Raw genomic sequence first — 23,122 nt, forward strand, 5'->3', positions numbered from 1 at the left:
CTTGCGGTATCAGCGCGCTTGTTCCAATAGTTCTGTCGCGCTCCGGCTTGCTCCGAGGATCCGCAAGCAGCGCGGCAGATGCTCGGCACAAGGCCGAGCATGACGATCGCAGAGATACTTTAAAGGAGTTATTCAGATGAGCTGGCAACCGGCCGCAGACCGTTATTCGAAAATGAAATATAACCGCACGGGCCGTTCCGGTCTGAAGCTGCCGGCCGTTTCCCTCGGCCTCTGGCACAATTTCGGCGGCGACACGCCGCATGACCGCAAGATCGACATGTGCCGCACGGCCTTCGACCTCGGCATCACTCATTTCGATCTCGCCAACAATTACGGCCCGCCTCCGGGCAGCGCCGAGACCGCTTTCGGCGAGATCCTGCGCACCGAATTTGCCGGACTCCGCGACGAGCTGATCATCTCGTCGAAGGCCGGCTACGACATGTGGCCGGGACCTTACGGCGAATGGGGCAGCCGCAAGTATCTGATCGCCTCCTGCGACCAGAGCCTGAAGCGCATGGGTCTCGACTATGTCGATATCTTCTATTCGCACCGCTTCGATCCGGAGACGCCGCTGGAAGAGACCTGCGGCGCGCTCGACCATATCGTCCGCTCCGGCCGGGCGCTTTATGTCGGCATTTCCTCCTATAATTCGCAGCGCACCCGCGAAGCAGCCGCGATCCTCAAGGAGCTTGGCACGCCCTGCCTGATCCATCAGCCGAGCTATTCCATGCTCAACCGCTGGGTCGAAGACGACAAGCTGCTCGATACGCTCGATGAGGTCGGCATGGGCTCGATCGTGTTCTCGCCGCTTGCCCAGGGCATGCTGACGACGAAGTACCTCGCCGGCATTCCGGAGGACAGCCGCGCGGCGCAGAACCACTTCCTGAAGCGCGACGTCATCCGTCCGTCGATCATCGACAATATCCGCAAGCTCAACGAGATCGCCGAACGGCGCGGCCAGACGCTGGCGCAGATGGCGCTCGCCTGGGTGCTGCGCGGCGGCCGCGTGACCTCGGCGCTGATCGGCGCCAGCCGCTCGTCGCAGATCGTCGATTGTGTCAAGGCGCTGGACAATCTCGATTTCACCGCCGAGGAGCTTGCCGAGATCGACGTCTACGCCCGCGAGGCGGATATCAATCTCTGGGCCAAGTCGGCCGAACGGGCATAATCACGTCAGGCCCGGGAGGAAATCCTTCCGGGCTCTTTTCTGCTATGATCTGATGTACGTGCAGCAAATCTGCCACTTGGGGGAGGCCGCTTTCATGATCCGCAATCCTATCCTTCCGGGATTCAATCCCGATCCGTCGATCTGCCGCGTCGGCGATGATTATTACATCGCCACCTCGACCTTCGAATGGTATCCCGGGGTGCAGATCCATCATTCCCGCGATCTGGTGAACTGGACGCTGGTGCGCCGGCCGCTGGAGCGGAGATCACAGCTCGACATGCGCGGCAACCCTGACAGCTGCGGCATCTGGGCACCGTGCCTTTCCTATGCCGACGGGCAATTCTGGCTGGTTTATACCGACGTCAAGCGCTTCGACGGCAATTTCAAGGATGCGCACAATTACATCGTGACCTCGCCCTCGATCGAGGGCGAATGGTCCGAGCCCGTCTATGTCAATTCCTCGGGTTTCGATCCGTCGCTGTTCCACGACGATGACGGCCGCAAGTGGTTCGTCAACATGCAGTGGAACCACCGCACCGAAAGCTTCGGAGGCTCGCCGAAATCGCCCGCTTTCGATGGTATCCTGCTGCAGGAATGGGACCCGGCGACGAAGGCGCTGAAAGGCCCGATCAAGAACATCTTCGCCGGCAGCCCGCTCGGCCTCGTCGAGGGACCACATCTTTTCAAGAAGAACGGCTGGTATTATCTGACGACCGCCGAGGGCGGCACCGGCTACGACCACGCCGTCACCATGGCGCGTTCGCGCAACATCGAAGGCCCCTATGAGATGCATCCGAACATGCACCTCATCACCTCCAAGGATCACCCGGGCGCGGTGCTGCAGCGGGCAGGGCACGGGCAATATGTCGAGACGCCGGACGGTCAGGCCTATCACACCCATCTCTGCGGCCGGCCGCTGCCGCCGAAACGGCGATGCACGCTGGGACGCGAGACGTCGTTACAGAAATGCGTCTGGCGCGACGACGATTGGCTTTATCTGGAAAACGGCACCTCGGTTCCCGATGTCGAGGTGCCTGGCCTCTTCGGCGCCGTGCCGGTGGAAAAGCCGATGCGCACCGAATACAGCTTCGACGGGGCCAAGCTGCCGGCCGACTTCCAGTGGCTGCGCACGCCCGAACACGAACGCATCTTCAATCTGACGGACCGTCCCGGCCATCTCCGGCTGATCGGCCGCGAAAGCATCGGCTCCTGGTTCGAACAGGCGCTGGTCGCCCGACGGCAGGAACATCACAGTTTCCGCGCCGAGACGGTGGTCGAGTTCTCGCCGGACACGTATCAGCAGGTCGCGGGGCTGACGCATTACTACAACCGCCACAAGTTCCACGCCGTTGCCGTGACGCTGCATGAAACGCTCGGTCGCTGCGTCACCATCCTTTCCTGCAACGGCGACTATCCGAACGGACGCCTGAGCTTCCCGGCAGAAGGCGGCGTGGCGATCGCCGCCGAGGGTCGCGTCCAGCTCGCCATGGAAATCCGCGAGAACGACCTGCAATTCTTCTGGCAGACCGAGGGCAAGGGGGCCTGGCAGCCGATCGGGCCGGTCCTCGACGCCGGGGTGATCTCCGACGAGGGCGGGCGCGGCGAACATGGCTCCTTCACCGGCGCTTTTGCGGGTGTGTTTGCGTTCGACACATCAGGTCGGGCGAAGACGGCGGATTTCGACTGGTTCAATTACGACGAGCTGTAATGGATCTGCCTTCACCCGCCCTCGTCCTTCGAGGCCCCTGCGGGGCACCTCAGGATAAGGGCTGATCGGTGTGCCGTGTCGCTGAGCCAGATTGGTGTGCTCAGTTGTGCCAAATCCGATGTTGGGAAGCCCGCCGCTACGCTTTCTTTCGACGAGACCGCGACCTCTCTCCGACCTCATCCTGAGGTGCCCCGTTAGGGGCCTCGAAGGACGAGGGCGGCCACCTGCTACGCATCTTCAGGACGACACAAAAAAGAAAGCCGGCGCAGGGCCGGCTAAGGCGAACGCGGCTGGACAGGGGATACTGGCCGGTTCCAAGCACTTGGTAACTGACAATAACTTTCACTACATGCCGAGGCAGCGAAAATGGGGGCGCAACGAGAACACCCGAGGACGGCTCCGCAAAGGGATGGGCGGCGGGGCGGATGCCGGTGCTTGCCTCGGCTCTCTTATCGGGCATGAATATCACCGGATGATGACATCCGAAACCGGCCGCTGCCTTTCTTTGGCCGAAGGGAAATGCGGTCGGATGCCGGCTATCTCAATAAGGCCGGAGGACGTCTGCTACTGCAATGGCGACGCGTCGCCTCCGCGTGTGTTAGCCGGGCGTGAATGCAGTGTTCACGTCCCAAAGGATGTCAAGGCGTCGCAAAGAGCCTATATAGCGGACCGAAATCACCTTCGAGAATCCGCAAGAGTCCCGCATGGCCCCCATCATTTCCGTCCAGAATCTCACCAAGACCTATGCCAATGGGTTCGTGGCCTTGAAAGGTATCAACCTCGACGTCGAAAAGGGCGAGATCCTGGCGTTGCTCGGGCCGAACGGCGCCGGCAAGACGACGCTGATCTCGATCATCTGCGGCATCGCCAATCCGAGCGGTGGGCAGGTGCTGGTCGCCGGCCACGACGTCGTGAAGGATTTCCGCGCTACCCGCGGGATGATCGGGCTGGTGCCGCAGGAACTGACCACCGACCAGTTCGAGACGGTGTTCAATACGGTGAGCTTCTCCCGCGGGCTGCACGGCAAGAAAGCCAATCCCGCTCATATCGAGAAAGTGCTGCGCGCGCTCTCGCTGTGGGACAAGAAGGACAACATGCTGCGCCAGCTCTCCGGCGGCATGAAGCGGCGCGTGCTGATCGCCAAGGCGCTTTCTCATGAGCCGGACATTCTTTTCCTCGACGAGCCCACAGCCGGCGTCGACGTGACGCTGCGCAAGGACATGTGGCATGTGGTGGAAGAGCTTCGGGCTTCCGGCGTCACCATCATCCTGACCACCCATTATATCGAAGAGGCCGAGGAAATCGCCGATCGCGTCGGCGTCATCAACGGCGGCGAACTGCTGCTCGTCGAGGACAAGAAGGCGCTGATGGCGAAACTCGGCCGCAAGCAGCTCATCCTCGACCTCAACGAGCCCCTCGGCCGCCTGCCGGACTGTTTTGCCGGCAACGGGCTGACGCTGGAAGCCGGCGGCAACCGGCTGACCTACGATTTCGACGCCGACAACGAGCAGGAAAGCATCGCGGCACTGCTGACCCGGCTCGGCGAAAACAATATTCATTTCAAGGATCTCTCGACGCGGCAGAGCTCGCTCGAAGATATCTTCGTGGCGCTGGTAGGAGCGGACAAATGAACTTCGAAGCGGTCAAATCGATCTATTTCTTCGAGATGGCGCGCACGCGCCGCACGCTGCTGCAGAGCGTCATCTCGCCCGTCATCTCGACTTCGCTCTATTTCATCGTCTTTGGCGCCGCTGTCGGTTCGCGCATCCAGGAAGTCGAGGGCGTGTCCTACGGCGCCTTCATCACGCCCGGCCTCATCATGCTGACGCTGCTTGGCCAGTGCATCAGCAACGGCTCTTTCGGCATCTATTTCCCGAAATTCACCGGCACGATCTATGAGGTGCTTTCGGCGCCGGTGGCGATGACGGAGATCCTGCTCGGTTATGTCGGGGCGGCGGCGACCAAGGGGATGCTCATCGGCTTCATCATCCTCCTGACCGCCAACCTTTTCGTCGACGTCAGGATCGAGCATCCCTTCATGATGGTCCTGTTCTTCCTGCTGACGGCAATCACCTTCAGCCTGTTCGGCTTCATGATCGGCATCTGGGCCGGCAATTTCGAGCAGCTGAACCTCATTCCCATGCTGGTCGTGCCGCCGCTGACTTTCCTCGGCGGCAGCTTCTATTCCGTCAGCATGCTGCCGCCCTTCTGGCAGGCGGTCAGCCATCTCAACCCGGTGCTTTATCTCGTCAGCGGCTTCCGCTGGAGTTTCTACGGGATCGCCGACGTCAACCCGATGGTGAGCCTCGCGATGATCTCGTTCTTCCTTGTCATCTGCCTGGGAACGCTCGGCTGGATATTCAAGACCGGCTACCGGCTGCGCAACTGATCGCTTGAACGGCCATCATCGGAAAATCCGATGATGCTATCGATTTCTTCCGTTTTTCTTCCGTGTCAGCCTGCGGCATCTGCTCTCTCATTCCAATGGAGATGCAAGATGACAGCTATCAGAATCGAAGATGCGAAGGTGTTGATCGCAGGCGGCAGTTCCGGCATGGGGCTGGCGCTTGCCATGCGCCTGCTGGAGGAGGGCGCGTCGGTGATCATCGCGGGACGCAGTCAAGACAGGCTCGCCGCGGCCCGCCGCCATCTCGCCGACCATCCGAAACTTGAAACACGCGCCATCAATATATCGCGAGAGGAAGAGGTCGCAGCCCTGTTTCGAAACAGCGGTCCGATAGACCATATCGTCAGCACTGCGGCCGATATCGAAGGAGCCTATCAACTGCTGCCGTCGCTTGAGCTTGCGGCGGCGCAACGGGTGGTCGAGAGCAAGATCTACGGGCCGCTGCTGCTGGCGAAGCATGGCGCCGCTCATTTGCCGCCGTCGGGATCGATCACCTATACGTCAGGGGTTGCGGCCTATCGGCCGGCAGCGCGCGGATCTGTAGTCGCAGCCGTCAATGCGGCGCTCGAGGGCCTGGTCAGGGCGCTTGCGGTCGAACTGGCGCCGATCCGTATCAATGCTGTGTCGCCGGGATGGGTGGATACGCCGATCTGGAGCCTCGTTGCCGGTGACGCCAAACAGGCAATGCTGGAGGCGATGGCGGAGCGCCTGCCGGCCGGCCGCGTCGGCAAGCCGGAGGACATTGCCGATGCGATCCGCTTCCTGATGGGCAACGGCTTCACCACGGGCACTATCCTGCACGTTGAAGGCGGGCATCGACTGGTCTGATTGGCGAAAGATGTTCGCCTGCCGATTGCAGCACGAGGGCAAGTGCCGGGGGCTGCACGCGCCGGCGCCGCCACATCATCACCAGCGCGGCGGCAAGCGGTTCGCCCGGCCATGGCAGTTCGGCGATATTCCCGCGCAACGGGGATGACGAGACCGCAAGGCGCGGAACGAGGCCGTAGCCGACGCCTGAGGCAACGAGGCTGATGATTGTCCCGATGCTATCGGCTTCCGTGACGATGGGCGGTGCCACTATGCCCGCTTCGGCGAAGGCGGCATCGAACAGGTGGCGATAGACGCAGCCGGTTTCCGTCGCGACGAAGGGGATGCTGGCGAGCGCCGCGAGGCTTTCGGCCGGTCGGGCTTGAGAAGGGCGGCCGGCGATCAGCGCCAGCGGCTCGCTGGAGAGGCGGCGCATTGCGAAGCGCTTGTCGTGCTGACCGCGATCGAAGCTGAAGGCGACATCGATCGCGCCGTCCCGCAGCTGCGCCAGCAATTCGCCGCTGCAGCCGATCTTGAGCTTCAGGCCTATGCCCGGGTTTTCGCTGTCGAAGAGCGACAACCAGGGTGCGAGTCTTTGGGAGGCGATGGTTTCGAGCGTGCCCAAGGCGATGGACTGGCCGATGCTGCCGACGGCCGCACGGACGGCGGCCTTCGCCTCGTCGTTCAGCGCCAGGATCTCTTCCGCATAGGTCTTCAGCGCCACACCTGCCGCTGTCAGCGCAACGCCTTGCCGGGAACGCAGGAAGAGTTCTGCGCCCAGCTCTTCTTCCAGCGCCTGTATCTGGTCGCTGAGGCTTGACTGGGCGAGATTGATCTCGGCAGCGGCGCGGGTGAGATTTCCGTGTCTGATGACCGCGAGGAATGTCTTCAATTGTCGTGGGTTCATGTCGGGCTTCCGCTATGCCGGGACGCGGCCTGGGCGGAGAATATCAACAAAGCCGATCGGACGGCAACGCTGGAGCATCGAGGGCGGCATCTCGTTCGTCATCCGTGCGCATTCCGTCAGGCATTGCTGACCAGCAGGGCGCCCGACAGGATGAGGAGGGTGCCGGCGGCGAGCTTGACCATGTTGAGCTCGGAGGCTTCGCCGAAGAAGATGGCGGCGATTACAAGTGTCACCAGCACGTTGCAGCTCCAGATCGGGGCGAGTTTTGCGACCGGGACGCCGTAAGCGAAAAGCGCAAAGCTGATGAGGCCGGTGCCGACGGCGAAACAGCCGCCAGCCGTGGCAGCAAGACCAAGGCCTTCGACGGTCCAGGGCGCCGGGCGCCAGATCAGTGCGGCGATCAGGCCGGCAAGCGCGCAGGCTGCACCGAAGGCAATCAGATAAACGGCCGAGCCGGTGGCGGCTGCGGCGCTCTGTTTCTGGAAGATGGCGGTGACGCCCCAGAAAATGGCGGGCAGAATGCCGCCGATGACGATCGGCCAGAGTGGATTCATCGCGAAACTCCTGTCGCACCCATGGGTCAAGGCCTTCGCCTGACGCGAATGCCGGTCAAGCATGCGGGGGTGCCACCAGACTAGGAGTTTCTTTTTGCTCTTTGTGGTCTTGTTGTTCTGGCCTTGAAGCTGACAGATCCAGCCTCTGCCGTAAAGTCGCATCCCCCAGCCTTGGTTCGCGCGCACTTGTATCTGCAACGCGCACTGAAACTGCACGTTGACGAGATGGAGATTTCTGCTAGCTGTAGTGGTCATGAAGATCGCAATGGTTGTTGTCGTGGTGAGAGGGCGCATGGGCAGGATGGTGTAACCATCCGGCGATCAGCCCCATGCGCGGTAAATCAAGCTCCTGACGGGGCTTTTTTTGTGCCCTGAATTTGGGCTGCGCCCCGTCGGATTCCCCACGAAATCTCGCTGACAAGACGGGCAAGACCATGACACGCGACAATTCCGCTCAGACTTCCACCAACCATACGACCGGGACAGCGGCCACGCCTTCGGCGGCGGTTCCCCGACGCTCGATCCTCCTTCTGCTGACCGCACTCTCGGTACTGCCGGTCAACATATATCTGCCCGCGCTGCCAAACATCGCAGCCGCATTCCAGGCCGATTTCGCGCTCGTCAATCTCTCGATTGCGGGCTACGCGATCGTCAATGCCCTGACTGAGATTGTCGCGGGCGCGATGTCCGATCGGTATGGGCGCCGACCGGTCGCACTCGTCGCCGTCTCGATTTTCATCGTCGCGTCCGTCGGCTGCGCCCTTGCTCCGAATATTGGCATTTTCCTCATGTTTCGGGTGATGCAAGCCGCCATCGCGGCCTGCTTCTGCGTCGCTCTTGTCGTCATCAAGGAGACGGCGGGCGAACGCCAGGCCGCCAACAGGATCGGTTATGCAGCAATGGGTTGGGCGATCGCCCCGATGCTCGGCCCCACCTTCGGCGGCGTTCTCAACGAAATGTTCGGATGGCGGGCAATCTTCGTTGCCCTTGCGCTGTTCGGCGCGGCCATCCTCGCTATATCCATGCGCGAGTTGAAGGAAACGTCTGGGCATATGTCGAAACCGCGGGGCAACTACTTCGCCTCCTACGGGCAGCTGCTGGGTTCGGCGCGATTCTGGGCTTATACCCTCTGCATGGCCTGCTCCACGGGCACGCTTTACATCTTCCTCGGAGGCGCGTCGTTGGCCGTCGGCGGATCGCTCGGCGGATCGAGCGCGAAACTGCGGCTCCTCATGGGACTGGTTCCGGCGGGGTTCATTCTGGGCAGCTATCTGGCTGCTCGTTTCACCGGCAGGTCGCTCGGCACGACGCTGGTCATTGCGCGTGTGTCGACGTGCACGGGTCTGCTCCCGGGATTGGCGCTTTCGATTTCAGGCGTCACGCATGTCCTGGCGTTCTTCGGGCCGTGCATGTTCATCGGCATCGGCAATGGATTGACCTTTCCCGCCGCCAATCTCGGCGTCATGTCCGTTCGCGCCAATCTCGCAGGCACCGCCGCAGGCCTTGCCGCCGCGATGTCGATCGCCGGCGGAGCGTTGATCGCTTCGATCGCCGGGCTGTTTCTCCGGGAGGAAGGCGCGGTTTCTACGCTCTTCCTGATGTTGCTGACATCGGCATCGCTTGCCTTGTCGGCAGCGATTTTCGCAGCTCTTGCCGACCGGCGGCTTGCGGGCCGGCTTCCTCTTGGAGAGCCCGCCGAAAGCGGCTGATGCAGGGGCATCAGTCGCGCAGGCGGAGTTCGTCGGTCTGCATTTGAAGGGAGCCCAGGGTTTCCAGGAAACTCATGCCGAGCAGGCTCTGATCGAGCCGACCGTCTTCGGCGACGCTGGCTGCGACATTGTTGCGGACGATCGGACCGATCGCCACTTGGTCGAGCGTGACGGGAGCTGCGCGGCCGCGTCCGTTGGCGGTCATCACGGTCATGGAATAAGTGAGTCCGGAGAGGTCGATGCCGATCCGCTTGGCGTCTTGCTGCGAGAGCGCCACCATGCTGGAGCCGGTGTCGACGAGCATCTCGATCGTCTGGCCGTTGACGCTGACATCGGCCTCGAAATGCCCATTCAGCAGCTTGTGCAGGATGATTTCCTGGCCACCATCACTTGTCGTGACGACCGCGGCGCGGCCAGGAACGAGGCCGGCGAGCAGCCGGTTGCCGACGGCGAGCGCATCCTGGCGATAGAGATAGACGGTGACGAGCGCCAGGATGATGACGAACCAGATCATCAATTGGCGCATCGTCTCACCGATGTTGCGGCTTCCCCAAATGCCGGCCGACAGCATCAGCGCGATCGGCAGCAGATAGATGAAGCGGCCGAATTCGTCGCTCTGCAGGCCGAGAATGCGGCCGCTGTCATTGTTGATGATGAGCGTAGCAAGGCCGACGACGATCACGACGAGGAGGACGGCAAGGCGTATCATAAAGGCAGCTCCGGCCCGCCGGCAAAATTTGTCTTCGCGTGATTGGACACGACACCCGAAACCCTCGCAGGCAGCAGCGCCATGATCCTGCACCGTTCGGCGTCGGAAAAGCCCATCCAGCCGCCGATTTCCTGGAGAGTCCGGCCGCATCCGACACAAAATCCGGAGGCAGGATCCATGGAGCAGACGTGAATGCACGGTGTTTGCATGGAAGACATATCGGAGTTTCAAAGAGCTGTGGCAAGGGCGCAGAGAGCAGCGATCTCGCAAATCTGTTGCGTCGCGCCGAGCGTGTCGCCGGTGTGGCCGGCAAGCTTGCGGCGGATGAAGGCGGTGAAGGCAAGCGCGGCGATGCCGGTGGCGAGCAGGCTTGCAACGAGCGGGCGCAGGCCGAGGGCAGGCCAGATCAGAAGCGCTGCGATGAGACCAGCCGAGGCGAGCGCGATTTGCATCGCCGCCTCGTCCGGCTGGCCGGTGGAGGCGGCCACGCCATCGGCCTTTGCCGCCGGCAGCCGCTGCCAGTGCCAGGCGATGGCGCCGCGGCTGAGGGCTGCGACGGCCGGGACGGTGAGGGCCGCGGCAAGCGGCGAGGAGTGGCGGGCGAGGGCGGAAAGCGCGGCGGCGCGGATCGCGAAAGAGAGGATCAGCGCGATCGCGCCATAGGTGCCGATGCGGCTGTCCTTCATGATGAGGAGGCTTTGCTCGCGGCTCTTGCCGCCGCCGATGCCGTCGGCGGTATCGGCCAGACCATCCTCGTGCAGCGCGCCGGTGACGACGACCTGGACGGAAAGCACAATCAGCACCGCCATGAGAGGATCGGCGCGCAGGCCCAAAAGAAGGAGGAGGGTGAGGCCGGGGATGACGCCGATGACGATGCCGGCGAAGGGAAAGGCGCGCACCAGCCGGCCAAGCCTGCCGTCATAGCCTTTGAACAGCGATTGCGGCATGGGAATACGGCTCAAGAAAGCGACGGCGCGGGCGGTATCGACCGCATGGTCCTTGATCTTCATTCTGCTTCGTTCCGCCGGAGGCCACGGCTTATGGTCGCGGCGGCGCTTTTGGAGTTGTTCGCCTCGTCCGCCCGCTTTAAGAGAGTTTCCACCGCAAAGAAGCTGATTTGCTCGACGCAAACAAGTGGTTTGCGTGAAAACAAGAATAGCCGAATTCATAGGAAAACCGCACAGATGAGCGTTTCAGGCCTGCCGTTCGACGATTTCCGTACCCTGCTCCGCGATCTGCCGGGGCCGGATGCCCGAGCGCTTGTCGCCGCGCGCGAACGCGACGCGCAACTGACCAAGCCGCCGGGCGCGCTCGGACGGCTGGAGGAAATCGCCTTCTGGCTCGCCGCCTGGACGGGCCGCACACCTGCCGTCAACCGGCCGCTTGTGGCGATCTTTGCCGGCAATCACGGCGTCACCAGACAGGGCATCACGCCCTTTCCGCCTGAAGTCACGCAGCAGATGGTCGAGAATTTCGCAGCCGGCGGGGCGGCGATCAACCAGATCTGCGTCGCCTATGATCTCGGCCTGAAAGTTTTCGATCTGGCGCTCGACTATCCCACGGGCGATATCACCGAAGAGGCAGCGCTTTCCGAGCGCGATTGCGCCGCGACCATGGCCTTTGGCATGGAGGCGATCGCCGGCGGCACCGACCTGCTCTGCATCGGCGAGATGGGGATCGGCAACACGACCATCGCCGCGGCGATCAACTATGCGCTCTATGGCGGGTCGGCGCGCGACTGGGTTGGCCCCGGCACCGGCTCGGAAGGCGAAATGCTGGAGCGCAAGATCGCGGCGGTGGAAAAAGCCGTGGAGCTGCACAGCGACCATCTCGACGATCCCCTCGAGATCATGCGCCGGCTCGGCGGTCGCGAGATCGCCGCAATGGCGGGCGCCATTCTCGCCGCGCGCATGGAACGCATTCCGGTGCTGATCGATGGTTATGTCGCAACCGCGGCGGCGGCGATCCTGAAAGCCGCCAATCCGTCAGCGCTCGACCACTGCCTGATCGGCCACGTGTCTGCGGAACCCGGACATCTGCGCGCGATCGAGATGCTCGGCAAGACGCCGCTTCTGGCGCTCGGCATGCGGCTCGGCGAAGGCACCGGGGCAGCACTGGCCGCGGGCATCGTCAAGGCCGCTGCCGCCTGCCATTCCGGCATGGCGACGTTTGCCCAGGCGGGTGTGGCCAACAAACATTGAGAGCGGCTGGGGTCCGGATCGCCTGACGGTGACCGGGGGCGCGGGCGGATCGGCTTACGCCGACCGCGGCGACCGCGGCTTGCGCGGCTCGGACTGATTTTGTATTTGCGTATTCGCTCATTTAAGAGGAGAGGGCGCCTTGACGAAGCCTGCGGTGACGAAAGAGACCGGACTTCGGCATTTCTTCGCTGCTGCCAGCTATTCCTGGGCTGGCTTCCTGCGTGTGCTGAAAGAGGCGGCTTTCCGCCAGGAACTCGGCTTCTTCATCGTTTCGATCGCGGCGCTGGCGCTGGTAGGCGCGAGTGCCGGCGAGATCGTCATCGCAGTGATCCTGTTTCTCGGGCTGTTTTCGATCGAGGCGATGAATACCGCCGTCGAAGAGGTGATCGACCGGATTTCGCCGGAGATTTCGATCGTCGGCAAACATGCCAAGGATCTCGGCTCCTTCGCGGTGACCTGCATGATTGCCGCCTGCTGCCTTTATCTCGGCTTCGTCCTCGGCAAGCATCTGTTCTTTGGAACCGCATGATGTTGTCCGAAGACCGCTCACACTTCGGCATCATGCTGTAGCTGAATCAGGCAAAGCTTCTGCGCTTGCGGGCGACCGCATGGGCTTCCTCCACGGCCGGCAGGCTCTGAAGCACGCGCCTGGCTGGCAGGATGGCGATGACCTCGGTGCCCTCGCGCAGCTTCGATTTCAGCAGAAATTGCCCGTCATGCTTGGCAAGGATCGCCTGGACGATCGGCAGGCCGAGGCCGGTGCCCTGTTCGGCGCTCTTGATGGCGATCGAGCCTTGACCGAAGGCCGACAGCACCACGGGAATCTCGTCTTCCGGAATGCCGGGGCCGTTGTCCTTGATGGAGATATATTGCCCGCCGCCGGCGGTCCAGCCGACCTTGACATGGATCTCCCCGCCCTGCGGCGTGAACTTGACGGCGTTGGAGAGGAGATTGAGCACCACCTGGCGCATCGATTTCTCGTCAGCCCAGATGGCCGGCAACTGCCGCTCGAACTGATCCGATATGGCAATGTTCTTGGCGCGGGCGCGCAGCTGGACCATGCCGATGCAATCCTCGGTGATATCGAGAAGCGAGATCGCCTCCTCGCTCAGCTCGTATTTGCCGGCTTCGATGCGCGAGAGATCGAGGATCTCATTGATGAGATCAAGCAGATGCTGGCCGGAGCGGTGAATGTCGCCGGCATATTCCTTATAGGTCGGATTGGCGAGCGGGCCCAACACTTCGGCCGACATGACTTCGGAGAAACCGAGGATGGCGTTGAGCGGGGTCCTGAGCTCGTGCGACATGGAGGCGAGGAAGCGGGATTTGGCGAGGTTTGCCTCTTCGGCGCGGCGGCGGGCCTCGTCCGACATGGATTTTGCCACTTCCAACTCGGCGATCAGGTCGTCCTTTTCCGACTGGTAGGATAGGATCATGAGGTTCGACTTGAAGAGCCGGTCGCTGATATAGCTGAAGAAGACGACGGTGGTGGTGAAGACCGCCGTCAGGCTGATTTCGAGAAGGTCGCGCGACAGGCCGCTCTTGGCGCCGAGCGCCAGAACCGCCGGCGCGAAGGCGACAAGCACGGACGGTGTCAGCATGAAGTTCGACATCGCCGTGACGGAAAGCGCGATCAGCAGCGTCGCGCCCTTATAAAGAATGAAGCTCGACGGCTCGCAGGTATCGCAGCCCTGCAGCGCAAAGATCGCCCAGCAGCAGCCAAGGAGGAACTGGCCGGCGAGCAGCAGGCGGCGCCATCTGCGGGCGCTTTCGGCGGTGATTTCCTGCCGGCGGGCGCGCCGCGCAAGCAGGATATTGCCGGCGTGGCAGGTGAGCGTCAGCAGTGCCCAGAAGAGCAGTTGCGTGTTCTGGGTGAAATAAACGCCGAGCGCGGTGATGATGACGACGAAGAGCGGCATGATCGTCGCGCCCTGCAGCACCGACGTCACATACATTTTAAGGACGTCGCGGTCGAAGGAGGAATTGGACGCATGGCCAGACTGAAGACGTTCGCGCGTTTGCCGCACAGCCTTGGAAACGGCCTTGTTGCGGTGGCTGCGCGACTTGTCGACGATAATCTTGTCGGTCGATGTGCTTACGCCGGTACTCATGTGCACGTTGAAACTTCATCCCAGGGTGGATAAGAGCCTAACTGACAATTCTTAAGAAGATGTTTGCCATCTTTGCCAAGGATTTGTTTTTTAAGGAGGCAAAAGCGTGACACGGGGCCTGCGCCTGATTCGCGACGGCGCGACCGCCTTTGCCGTGCTGGCGCTCGCCGCGCTGATCGCCGCCAAGCTCAATGATACCGATAAAATCGAGCATGCCGGCGCCTTCCACGCGGCCGATGGAGACAGCCTGACATCGGGAGCCGAACGTTTGCGCCTCGAAGGGATCGACGCGCCGGAGCTCCACCAGAGCTGCGAGCGGGAAGGGAAGGCCTGGGCCTGCGGGCGGGTGGCGCGCGAGGCGCTGCAGGATATGGTACTGGCATCGGGAACAAGATGTCAGGGCGGCCGGCGCGATCGTTATGACAGATTGCTCGTCGTCTGCCGGAACGGGACAGGCGCGGACATCAATGCCGCCATGGTGCGCCTGGGGATGGCCATTTCCTATGGCGGATATGGCAAGGAAGAGGCCGAGGCGAGGGCTGCTAGGGCAGGCCTTTGGGCCGGGACTTTCGAGCGGCCGCGCGATGTGCGCGATCATGCGCGCGCGGGTTCCGGTTTCGACAGCGCCCTGCGTTTCCTCGGGCAGATCGCCGGATGGGAGTAGAGGCATGATCGACGAAGCCATGCTGGAAGCGCTGCGGCGGGAGATCGCCTTATGCCGCATCTGTCGTGACGCACCGGCAAGAGGCCCGGAGAATCGGCTGCCGCACGAGCCGCGACCGGTGGCCGTGATTTCGTCACGCGCCCGCATTTTGATCGCCGGGCAGGCGCCGGGACTTCGGGTACATGAGAGCGGCCTGCCGTTCGACGACGCCTCCGGCGACCGGTTGCGGTCATGGCTCGGCGTCGACAGGGCTAGCTTCTACGACCGCGACCGATTCGCCATCGTACCGATGGGCTTCTGCTTTCCAGGTTACGACGACAAGGGTGCGGATCTGCCGCCACGCCGCGAATGCGCGCCGTTCTGGCGGCAAAGGGTAATGTCGGCCATGCCGCAGATCGAGCTGGTGCTGGTCATCGGCCAATATGCGCAGGCTTGGCATATGGCAGTCGACAGGCAGGACAATATGACGGAGACGGTGCGGTCATGGCGCGACAGCCTTCTTTCCGACCGGTCGCCGGCGGTGCTGCCTTTGCCGCATCCGAGCTGGCGCAACAGCGGCTGGCTGAAGCGCAATCCGTGGTTTGAGGAAGAATTGCTCCCGGTCTTGCGAGAACGGACAAAAATGCTGCTTTCCTGAAACAAAATTCTTTTCGTCGCGCGGAATCGAGTTATACAAAGAAAATAATTCGAAAGGACTGTTGTGCGCATGGACCGCCTCGACCGAAAAATACTGCGTTTGCTGCAAGAGGATTCGACTCTCGCGGTTGCTGATCTCGCCAAGAAAGTCGGTCTTTCGACGACGCCGTGCTGGCGGCGGATTCAGAAGATGGAAGAAGACGGCGTCATCAAGCGTCGAGTCGCCATCCTTGATCCGGAGAAGGTCAACACCAAAGTCACGGTTTTCGTGTCGATTCGCACGGCGACCCATTCGATCGAATGGCTGCGGCGCTTTTCCGAGGTGGTCGCCGAGTTTCCCGAAGTGGTCGAATTCTACCGGATGAGCGGCGATGTCGACTATCTCCTGCGAGTCGTCGTGCCTGACATCGCTGCCTATGATGCTTTCTACAAGCGGATGATCGCCAAGATCGAGATTCGCGACGTCTCCTCCGCCTTTGCGATGGAGCAGATCAAGTACTCGACTCAGTTGCCGCTCGACTACATGATCCTTGAGAACGCCAAGTCCAACGAGGATTGAGTCTATATGTGCGGCGTCTGACCGCACAATGGCGTCGTGTGATTGACTGAGTCTCGACGTGCAGTCTGCTTGCCCACGTGAAGGCACGATCGGACGAAAAACGGCTTCGCCTGCGCCATTCCCATGACAAGTGGGAATGGCGCAACCGGCCACACTGAGGCTGAAATATGCAGCCGCGGGCCAGAAAAGCCCCAAAAATAGCGAAAAAACGCTCAAATCGCGGCAAAATCCTGGAAAAATATATAGCCTGATAAGGATTGCGGGCGTATGTTGCATAGAACCAGTGAGCCTCATGTCATCATTTTGTCTCATTGGTATCGAAATCAGAACACCATGTTCTAAACCGCCACCTTGAATGTGTTCATTAGCCGGCGGTAGAGTTTATGCGCTTCACCAATATGTTCGACGGGGATCGAACGGTGAAGAATTTGACGAATGGGGTGTAACGGTTGCGGCTTGCGATGGAGGATTTCCGTCGCGGAGCCGTTTGGCGCGTTTTCTGCCCTAAATCTCTGATATTGTTGTATAAAAATCACGTTTCCGGCTAAAGTTGCCTTGGGAAGCCCGTCTGGGTGTATCGAGAATTGCTTGATAGCGCCTTGTATGTGATGACGGTTTGGCGGTTCGATCGATCCGCACGCCGAGATGGCTGTTCAAACTGGGCCGGCTTCAAATCGACTACCCGATGGGAAATCAGCCCCGATCGACAAAGGAATGGATTGGTAAATGAACATCAGAATGGTTTTGCTAGCATCAGCAGCAGCATTTGCTGCATCGACGCCGGTTCTTGCAGCTGACGCTATTGTTGCTGCTGAGCCGGAACCGGTTGAATATGTTCGCGTCTGCGACGCTTACGGCACCGGCTACTTCTACATCCCGGGCACCGAAACCTGCCTCAAGATCGAAGGCTACATCCGTTTCCAGGTTAACGTTGGCGAAGACGTCGGCGGCGATTCTGACTGGGATGCAGTTACCCGCGGTCAGGTTCAGTTCACGGCCAAGAGCGACACCGAATACGGTCCGCTGACCGGCGTCATCGTCATGCAGTTCAATGCTGACAATGCCACCGACCAGGACGCCGTTCTCGACTCCGCTTACCTCGACGTCGCGGGCTTCCGCGCCGGTCTCTTCTACAGCTGGTGGGACGATGGTCTCTCTGGCGAAACCGACGACATCGGTTCTGTTGTAACGCTGCACAACTCGCTCCGTTACCAGTACGAAAGCGGTGACTTCTACGCTGGCATCAGCGTCGACGAACTGGAAGACGGCGTTTACAAGGTCGGCGAAGGCCCGAACAACGTCGGCGTTGCCGTCGGTCTCGGCGGCAAGGCTGGCGCGTTCAGCTACCAGATCACTGCCGGCTACGACGTAGACAATGACGACGGTGCTATCCGTGCAATGGGTACGGTTGACATCGGTCCCGGTACGCTCGGCCTCGCTGGCGTATACTCCACTGGCCCGAACTCCTACTACTCGCAGGCTGAATGGGCTGTTGCTGCCGAATACGCCATCAAGGCAACTGACAAGCTGAAGATCACCCCGGCTGTTCAGTACTATGGCAACTACTACGGCACCCCGGTCAAGGCCGGCGTTCCGGATGACTTCGACGGTCTTGGCGATGCTTGGAAGGTCGGTCTGACGGTTGATTACCAGATCGTCGACAACTTCTACGCCAAGGCTTCGGTTCAGTACTTCGATCCGGATGATGGTGACGACTCCACGACGGGCTACTTCCGTCTGCAGCGTTCGTTCTAATCCACTTAATGATGCTCCCGGTCTTCGGGCCGGGGGCACTTCAAATCAGTTTCTGATCTGAGTGACCTCCGATCAGCTACGGGGACGCGTCCGGTCTTCCCTGCCGGACCGTCCTTGCGGCGTTTTGGGCGTATGGTTTCTCAAGGCCATCTTTCCGGGTGACCTTTCCAACTGAGCCGAGCCGGCACGTTGCGTATCGCACGTCGGCATCACTTGGCTCCCAAGGCACGCCACTTTCCATTTTCAAGCGAACCGCACGGGTCGAAGGAATTCACACACGGACGCGCTATCGGTCCACGTCTAATTCGCCGTCGGTTGGCTTTGCGGCAATACGTCGCGAAAAGAAAACGCAATGCCGACAATGTGATCACAGCTTTTTTGGAGATGAGGATACAACCCGAGCAGGGGACTGGCATTCATTTCTACTCTCGGATAGCTTGTTTTCATGGACGATCTCAACGACTACTATTATTTCGCCGCTGTCGTCTCCAGCGGCGGTTTTGCTTCCGCGAGTCGCGATCTCAAAATACCGCGTTCGAAACTGAGCAGGCGGGTCAGCCGGCTCGAGGAAGGGCTTGGCGCAAGGCTCATAGAGCGCTCGACGCGCCACTTCCGGGTGACTGAGATTGGCCAGGCTTTCTACGAGCGGTGCCAGACCATCCTTCAGGAGGCCGATCGCGCCAAATCGATCGTCACCCAAGCCCAATCCGACCCGCAGGGTGTGGTGCGGATGGGCTGCCCGCTCGGCCTCGTCGATATCTCCGTCGGAGGCATCCTGCCCGAATTCCTGGAGCGTTATCCGAAGATCAAGCTGCAGATCATCGGCTCCGACCGGCGCGCCGACCTGATCAATGAACGCATCGACCTCGAGGTGAGGGCGGCCAACGAGCCGGAGACGCAGACCAGCCTGACGATGCGCAAGCTCGACCGTATCAGGCGTATCCTTGTCGCCAGCCCTTCTCTCGTCGAGCGTGTCGGGGGCGTGGGCTGTGCCGAGGATCTTGTCGATCTGCCTACACTGGCGATGACCTCATGGGTGTCGTTTCACACCTGGGAATTGATCGGTCCGAATGGCGCCAAACAGGTGATCCGGCATCAGCCGCGGCTCACCTGCCGCAGTATGACCGCCATCCTCGATGCGGCTCGCGCCGGCCTCGGTTTCGGACTTCTGCTCGAAAGCGCCTGCGAGGCCGATCTCCAGGCCGGCAAGCTGGTGAGGGTGCTGCCGGAATGGCAGTCGGAGGAAAGCCAGTTCTACATCGTCTTCACGACGGCCAAGGGTATGCCGCCGGCCGTGCGGGTTCTGATCGATTTCCTGGTCGAAAAATCCCGGCATCATTGACGACCGGGGCGGGAGTCTCGCCCGGTTTCCTGCTTTTGCTATTTCAGCCGCGCCAGCAGGTTTTCGCCGGCGAGTTCCCTGACGGCATCCTTGCCGATCCAGCGGGCGGTTTTGTCGGGGCTTTCCGCCATGCTCTTTGCGAGTGCCAGCGCCGGCGCATGGCAGGTTCTGCTGCGCTTGCCGACGTTGCGCAGCGCCCAGTTGACCGCCTTTCGCACGAAGTTGCGGGAATCGCCGGAGTGAGCTTCGATCAGCGGCAGCCAGGCGAGGAGGGCGGCGTCAGGATCTTCTTTCCTGTGAACCGCGGCGCCCGCGATCATGGCGAAAGCTGTGCGGCGCACGAATTCGCGCTCGTCGGCGGCGAACTCCCGGATGAGTTCATCCAGCCCCGCCTCGACGAAGAGATCGGCGGCGCAATCGACGATCTCCCAGGAGTTGAAATCATTGGCCCAATGGCGGGCTTCTTCCATCGTCAACCGCTTCGGCTCAGCGGTATAGAGGGCGAGCAGGCGGGCTTCGCGGATATCGCTTCGCCAGAGTTCTTTCGCCCTGAAATGATCTTTCTTCGCCCGCCTGGCCACCGTCCTGACATCAGGATTGAAGATGCCGAGAGCGCGGTCGGTGACGATACCGTAACGCGCCATGGCGGCGACATTCTCCTCCGAGCGCAGCGTTTGCAGATACGCGATCAGTTCGGCTGCGTCGGAGGAGGGGCCGATCATTTTTCGAGCCGCGCGAGCAGCGAGGACGTGTCCCAGCGATTGCCGCCCATCGCCTGGACGTCGCCGTAGAACTGGTCGACAAGGGCGGTGACCGGCAGCTTGGCGCCATTGCGGCGGGCCTCGGTGAGCACGATACCGAGGTCCTTTCGCATCCAATCGACGGCAAAGCCGAAATCGTATTTGCCTGCATTCATGGTCTTGTGGCGGTTTTCCATCTGCCAGGAGCCGGCCGCACCCTTGGAGATCACCTCGACGACCTTTTCGATATCGAGGCCGGCGCTCTTGCCGAAATGCAAGGCTTCGGCAAGTCCCTGGACGAGACCGGCGATGCAGATCTGGTTGACCATCTTGGTGAGTTGGCCGGAACCGGCAGGCCCCATCAGGCCGACCATGCGGGCATAGGCATCGATCACCGGCCGGGCGCGTTCGAAGACGGCTTCGTCGCCGCCACACATGACTGTGAGGATGCCGTTTTCGGCACCGGCTTGGCCGCCGGAGACGGGAGCGTCGATAAAATCGACACCTTTTTCCTTGGCCGCCGCATAAAGCTCACGGGCCACCTCGGCGCTCGCGGTGGTGTTGTCGATCAGGACCGAACCCGGCTTCATGGCGTGCAGGGCGCCGTTTTCACCCGATGTCACCGAGCGGAGATCTTCATCATTGCCAACGCAGACGAAGACGAAATCGGCACCAGCCGCTGCCTCAGCCGGGGTGGGGGCGGATTTGCCGGAAAATTTCTCCGCCCAGGCGGCGGCCTTCTCGGGCGTTCTGTTGTAGACGGTAACATCGTGGCCGCCCTTCGTCTTCAGATGGCCCGCCATGGGAAAGCCCATGACGCCGAGACCGATGAACGCGACTTTTGCCATATGTCCTATCCTTATGCTGAGTGAGAGGCCCGAGGATTAACCGAAACGGCGGGAGCAGAAAAGAGCCGTGAAGGCGGACTTCCTTGCGATTGAGGCATATCGGGCTGGCCGGCGCTTGGGCGAGCCCTAGATTGGCGAGAAGGCACAATGGGGGAGGTGACATGAGCGAGGTTCCGACGATCAAGCAGCGGCGCAAAGGCCGCAGCGGCATGCAGGCGATGCTTATTCCCTCGCAGCAGATGGTCGCAGAGCAGATTCGATCGGCGCCCGAGGGCGTCTTCACGGAAGCCGGCGTTCTTCGCCGCCGTCTTGCTGCCCAGCATGGAGCGGACGCCTGTTGCCCCGTGACCGTGCAGCAGCACTTGCGTGCGATCGCTGAGCTGTCCTTCAGCGCCCTGGAGAAGGGGGAGCCGCTCTCGACCGTCACGCCCTATTGGCGCATGGTCGACCCCGCAAGCCTGCTTGCAAAACGTCTTGCCGGCGGTCCCACCTTCATCCGCGAGCAACTGGCGGCCGAACGCCCGGGGGATAACGGGACAGATTCGGAGCAATGAGAAAACCGCGCGTAAACGGCGATCCCCGTCCGATTGCGCGAGGCGACATAAAGCGAGCCTTCATGGCGCCGATTGGGGAAAATTATTCCTCGAAGCGGGTTGCAATGGCAAATTGATATTGTCGATATAATCGGTAGTCTATGTCAGTATTCCTGCGATCGGATCGGCTTCGGAAGGTATCGGCCAACCGCCATCGATCGACAGGATATTTCAGATGCTCATGCGCAGACAGAACTCCGGCTTTCCTGCCGCCGTCACCGCGATCCTCCCAAGCATGCGGACGGCGGCAGCGCGCGGCGGATGTTCAGTTTCAGCCGCGCGAGTTGATTTTTGAGTTTCGCAGCAAAGGACCGTTTCCATGACCGCCACCTCCGATCCCATTAATTTCCTCTGGTTCATCCCGACATCGGGCGACGGCACCTATCTCGGTTCGGCCGATCTCAACCGCGCGCCTGAGATCGGCTATCTCACGCAGATCGCCCAGGCCGTCGACCGGCTCGGCTATTCCGGTGTGCTGCTGCCGACAGGGGTTGCCTGCGAGGAATCCTTCGTGACGGCCGCCGCGCTCGCGGCCAAGACCGAGAAGCTGCAGTTCCTGGTGGCGATCCGCCCGGGTACGGCATCGCCCGCCTATTATGCGCGTCTCGCGACGACGCTCGACCGGATTTCCAACGGTCGTCTGCTGCTCAACATCGTCGTCGGCGGCAGCCCGGCGGAGCTTGCCGGCGACGGCATCCATCTCGAGCATGACGAGCGTTATGCCCATGCCGAGGAGTTCTTCACTGTGTTCGAGGAACTGCTGGACAAGGGGACGGCGAGCTTCGACGGCAAATATATCAAGGTGACCAATGCGCGCCTCGGCTTTCCCTCGGTGCAGAACCCGCGCCCGCCGCTCTATTTCGGCGGTTCCTCGGATGCCGGCATCGATTTCTCGGTCGGTCGCGTCGACAAATATCTGACCTGGGGCGAACCGCCGGCGCAGGTGGCCGAGAAGGTTGCCAAGGTGCGTAAGGCCGCTGCCGAGCGTGGCCGCGAGGTGAGCTTCGGTATCCGCCTGCACTTCATCGTGCGTGAAACCGACGAGGAGGCGTGGGAAGCGGCCGAGCGCCTGATCCGCCATCTCGACGATGACACGATTCGCGAGGCGCAGGAGCGCTTCGTCCACGAATCCGACTCGGTCGGCCAGAAGCGCATGGCCGCCCTTCACGGTGGTCGCCGCGACAAGCTTGAGGTCTCACCGAACCTCTGGGCCGGCGTCGGTCTGGTGCGCGCCGGCGCGGGCACCGCGCTTGTGGGCTCGCCGAAGACGGTGGCCGCGCGTCTTCGCGAATATCAGGAGATCGGCATCGATACGGTGATCGGCTCCGGCTATCCGCATCTCGAAGAAGCCTATCGTGTCGCCGAGCTGCTCTTCCCCGAGCTCGGCATCACCCGCGAGCAGCAGCGCCTGGCCTTCAACAACGAGTTCGGCCGCAAGCAGATCTTCGCGGGAGGCAGCCATGGCGGCAATCTGAAAGTCGTCTCCGGCTCCTGAGTTCGAACAAAGACGCAGTGCCTGATATCGCCGGAAGCCGGGTACGGCTTTCGGCGTTCTGGTGTCGTGTGACCAGCTGGTGAGCCATTTCGCTGAGGATGCTCCCGGGCGGGGAGTACCTTCGCCCTATTCCACAATATTCGATTTTAGCTTCGCCGGAGATAAGCCGGCTATCATTTCGCGTTAATAGGCCCGGAAACTGCTCTGGC

The 23,122-nt window shown here is 61.6% G+C and carries 24 protein-coding genes; 15 read left to right on the plus strand and 9 right to left on the minus strand.

Features of this window, described 5'->3' with window-relative positions; all coding sequences use genetic code 11:
- Window positions 1–136 precede the first annotated feature (136 nt).
- From mgrA to EFQ99_RS00935, 5 genes are all read left to right on the plus strand, one after another.
- Entirely contained in the window at window positions 137–1,168 is a 1,032-nt protein-coding gene (gene mgrA, locus EFQ99_RS00915; protein ID WP_126918787.1) for an L-glyceraldehyde 3-phosphate reductase, read from the plus strand.
- A 94-nt stretch (window positions 1,169–1,262) separates the two neighbouring features.
- The gene (locus tag EFQ99_RS00920; RefSeq protein WP_126918788.1) at window positions 1,263–2,876 is read left to right on the plus strand and encodes a glycoside hydrolase family 43 protein; all 1,614 of its coding nucleotides are present in this window, start codon (window positions 1,263–1,265) and stop codon (window positions 2,874–2,876) included.
- Between the two features lie 704 nt (window positions 2,877–3,580).
- Window positions 3,581–4,507 carry an ABC transporter ATP-binding protein gene (locus tag EFQ99_RS00925; protein ID WP_126918789.1) on the plus strand — a complete coding sequence of 309 codons (927 nt, stop codon included), beginning with the start codon at window positions 3,581–3,583 and terminating at the stop codon, window positions 4,505–4,507.
- Window positions 4,504–5,265: an ABC transporter permease gene (locus EFQ99_RS00930; protein ID WP_126918790.1), complete on the plus strand. Its 762-nt coding sequence runs from the start codon at window positions 4,504–4,506 to the stop codon at window positions 5,263–5,265. Before EFQ99_RS00925 ends, EFQ99_RS00930 begins: the two co-directional genes overlap by 4 nt.
- Before the next feature lie 108 nt (window positions 5,266–5,373).
- On the plus strand, window positions 5,374–6,111 hold the full coding sequence (locus EFQ99_RS00935; protein ID WP_126918791.1) for an SDR family oxidoreductase: 738 nt from the start codon (window positions 5,374–5,376) through the stop codon (window positions 6,109–6,111).
- Here the strand turns inward: EFQ99_RS00935 and EFQ99_RS00940 are convergent.
- Entirely contained in the window at window positions 6,074–6,997 is a 924-nt protein-coding gene (locus tag EFQ99_RS00940; RefSeq protein ID WP_126918792.1) for a LysR family transcriptional regulator, read from the minus strand. The genes EFQ99_RS00935 and EFQ99_RS00940 overlap by 38 nt on opposite strands.
- Window positions 6,998–7,113: 116 nt before the next feature.
- Entirely contained in the window at window positions 7,114–7,551 is a 438-nt protein-coding gene (locus EFQ99_RS00945; RefSeq protein ID WP_126918793.1) for an EamA family transporter, read from the minus strand.
- Between the two features lie 434 nt (window positions 7,552–7,985).
- Between EFQ99_RS00945 and EFQ99_RS00950 the strand changes: the two genes are divergently transcribed.
- A complete protein-coding gene (locus EFQ99_RS00950) occupies window positions 7,986–9,260 on the plus strand; it encodes an MFS transporter (RefSeq protein WP_126918794.1) in 1,275 nt (424 codons plus the stop codon).
- A gap of 10 nt (window positions 9,261–9,270) precedes the next feature.
- Here the strand turns inward: EFQ99_RS00950 and EFQ99_RS00955 are convergent, their stop codons facing one another.
- The 3 genes from EFQ99_RS00955 to EFQ99_RS00965 are packed head-to-tail and all read right to left on the minus strand — an operon-like array spanning window position 9,271 to window position 10,979.
- Window positions 9,271–9,969, minus strand: coding sequence for a TIGR02281 family clan AA aspartic protease (locus tag EFQ99_RS00955; protein WP_126918795.1), 699 nt, complete (start codon window positions 9,967–9,969; stop codon window positions 9,271–9,273).
- Complete coding sequence (locus EFQ99_RS00960; protein WP_126919563.1) at window positions 9,966–10,178, minus strand: DUF1289 domain-containing protein; 213 nt, start codon at window positions 10,176–10,178, stop codon at window positions 9,966–9,968. The genes EFQ99_RS00955 and EFQ99_RS00960 overlap by 4 nt, the downstream gene beginning before the upstream one ends.
- A gap of 18 nt (window positions 10,179–10,196) precedes the next feature.
- Window positions 10,197–10,979, minus strand: coding sequence for an adenosylcobinamide-GDP ribazoletransferase (locus EFQ99_RS00965; RefSeq protein WP_126918796.1), 783 nt, complete (start codon window positions 10,977–10,979; stop codon window positions 10,197–10,199).
- A gap of 174 nt (window positions 10,980–11,153) precedes the next feature.
- Between EFQ99_RS00965 and cobT the strand changes: the two genes are divergently transcribed.
- A complete protein-coding gene (gene cobT, locus EFQ99_RS00970; RefSeq protein WP_126918797.1) occupies window positions 11,154–12,170 on the plus strand; it encodes a nicotinate-nucleotide--dimethylbenzimidazole phosphoribosyltransferase in 1,017 nt (338 codons plus the stop codon).
- 139 nt (window positions 12,171–12,309) lie between these two features.
- Window positions 12,310–12,699: a diacylglycerol kinase gene (locus tag EFQ99_RS00975; RefSeq protein ID WP_126918798.1), complete on the plus strand. Its 390-nt coding sequence runs from the start codon at window positions 12,310–12,312 to the stop codon at window positions 12,697–12,699.
- Window positions 12,700–12,745: 46 nt separating this feature from the next.
- Here the strand turns inward: EFQ99_RS00975 and EFQ99_RS00980 are convergent, their stop codons facing one another.
- Entirely contained in the window at window positions 12,746–14,281 is a 1,536-nt protein-coding gene (locus EFQ99_RS00980; protein WP_126918799.1) for a sensor histidine kinase, read from the minus strand.
- Window positions 14,282–14,387: 106 nt separating this feature from the next.
- Between EFQ99_RS00980 and EFQ99_RS00985 the strand changes: the two genes are divergently transcribed.
- The 5 genes from EFQ99_RS00985 (at window position 14,388) to EFQ99_RS01010 (ending at window position 19,237) form a co-directional block, all read left to right on the plus strand.
- The gene (locus EFQ99_RS00985; protein ID WP_126918800.1) at window positions 14,388–14,945 is read left to right on the plus strand and encodes a thermonuclease family protein; all 558 of its coding nucleotides are present in this window, start codon (window positions 14,388–14,390) and stop codon (window positions 14,943–14,945) included.
- 4 nt (window positions 14,946–14,949) lie between these two features.
- Window positions 14,950–15,582 carry a uracil-DNA glycosylase family protein gene (locus EFQ99_RS00990; RefSeq protein ID WP_126918801.1) on the plus strand — a complete coding sequence of 211 codons (633 nt, stop codon included), beginning with the start codon at window positions 14,950–14,952 and terminating at the stop codon, window positions 15,580–15,582.
- Window positions 15,583–15,651: 69 nt separating this feature from the next.
- A complete protein-coding gene (locus tag EFQ99_RS00995; RefSeq protein ID WP_004678404.1) occupies window positions 15,652–16,140 on the plus strand; it encodes an Lrp/AsnC family transcriptional regulator in 489 nt (162 codons plus the stop codon).
- Between the two features lie 726 nt (window positions 16,141–16,866).
- On the plus strand, window positions 16,867–17,895 hold the full coding sequence (locus EFQ99_RS01005; RefSeq protein ID WP_126918802.1) for a porin: 1,029 nt from the start codon (window positions 16,867–16,869) through the stop codon (window positions 17,893–17,895).
- A gap of 445 nt (window positions 17,896–18,340) precedes the next feature.
- On the plus strand, window positions 18,341–19,237 hold the full coding sequence (locus tag EFQ99_RS01010) for a LysR substrate-binding domain-containing protein (RefSeq protein ID WP_126918803.1): 897 nt from the start codon (window positions 18,341–18,343) through the stop codon (window positions 19,235–19,237).
- Window positions 19,238–19,275: 38 nt separating this feature from the next.
- On the opposite strand, the gene EFQ99_RS01015 is transcribed toward EFQ99_RS01010, so the two are convergent.
- The gene (locus tag EFQ99_RS01015; RefSeq protein WP_126918804.1) at window positions 19,276–19,959 is read right to left on the minus strand and encodes a DNA alkylation repair protein; all 684 of its coding nucleotides are present in this window, start codon (window positions 19,957–19,959) and stop codon (window positions 19,276–19,278) included.
- A complete protein-coding gene (locus tag EFQ99_RS01020) occupies window positions 19,956–20,825 on the minus strand; it encodes an NAD(P)-dependent oxidoreductase (RefSeq protein ID WP_126918805.1) in 870 nt (289 codons plus the stop codon). The genes EFQ99_RS01015 and EFQ99_RS01020 overlap by 4 nt, the downstream gene beginning before the upstream one ends.
- A gap of 161 nt (window positions 20,826–20,986) precedes the next feature.
- On the opposite strand from EFQ99_RS01020, the gene EFQ99_RS01025 reads away from it, so the two are divergent.
- The gene (locus tag EFQ99_RS01025) at window positions 20,987–21,379 is read left to right on the plus strand and encodes a hypothetical protein (protein WP_126918806.1); all 393 of its coding nucleotides are present in this window, start codon (window positions 20,987–20,989) and stop codon (window positions 21,377–21,379) included.
- 210 nt (window positions 21,380–21,589) lie between these two features.
- Here the strand turns inward: EFQ99_RS01025 and EFQ99_RS34875 are convergent, their stop codons facing one another.
- The gene (locus EFQ99_RS34875) at window positions 21,590–21,739 is read right to left on the minus strand and encodes a hypothetical protein (RefSeq protein ID WP_164736323.1); all 150 of its coding nucleotides are present in this window, start codon (window positions 21,737–21,739) and stop codon (window positions 21,590–21,592) included.
- On the opposite strand from EFQ99_RS34875, the gene ssuD reads away from it, so the two are divergent.
- Window positions 21,738–22,913, plus strand: coding sequence for an FMNH2-dependent alkanesulfonate monooxygenase (gene ssuD, locus EFQ99_RS01030; RefSeq protein ID WP_126918807.1), 1,176 nt, complete (start codon window positions 21,738–21,740; stop codon window positions 22,911–22,913). The two genes, EFQ99_RS34875 and ssuD, sit on opposite strands and share 2 nt — an antisense overlap.
- Window positions 22,914–23,122: the final 209 nt, after the last annotated feature.

The organism is Rhizobium vallis, from assembly GCF_003985155.1.
Lineage (GTDB): Bacteria > Pseudomonadota > Alphaproteobacteria > Rhizobiales > Rhizobiaceae > Rhizobium > Rhizobium vallis.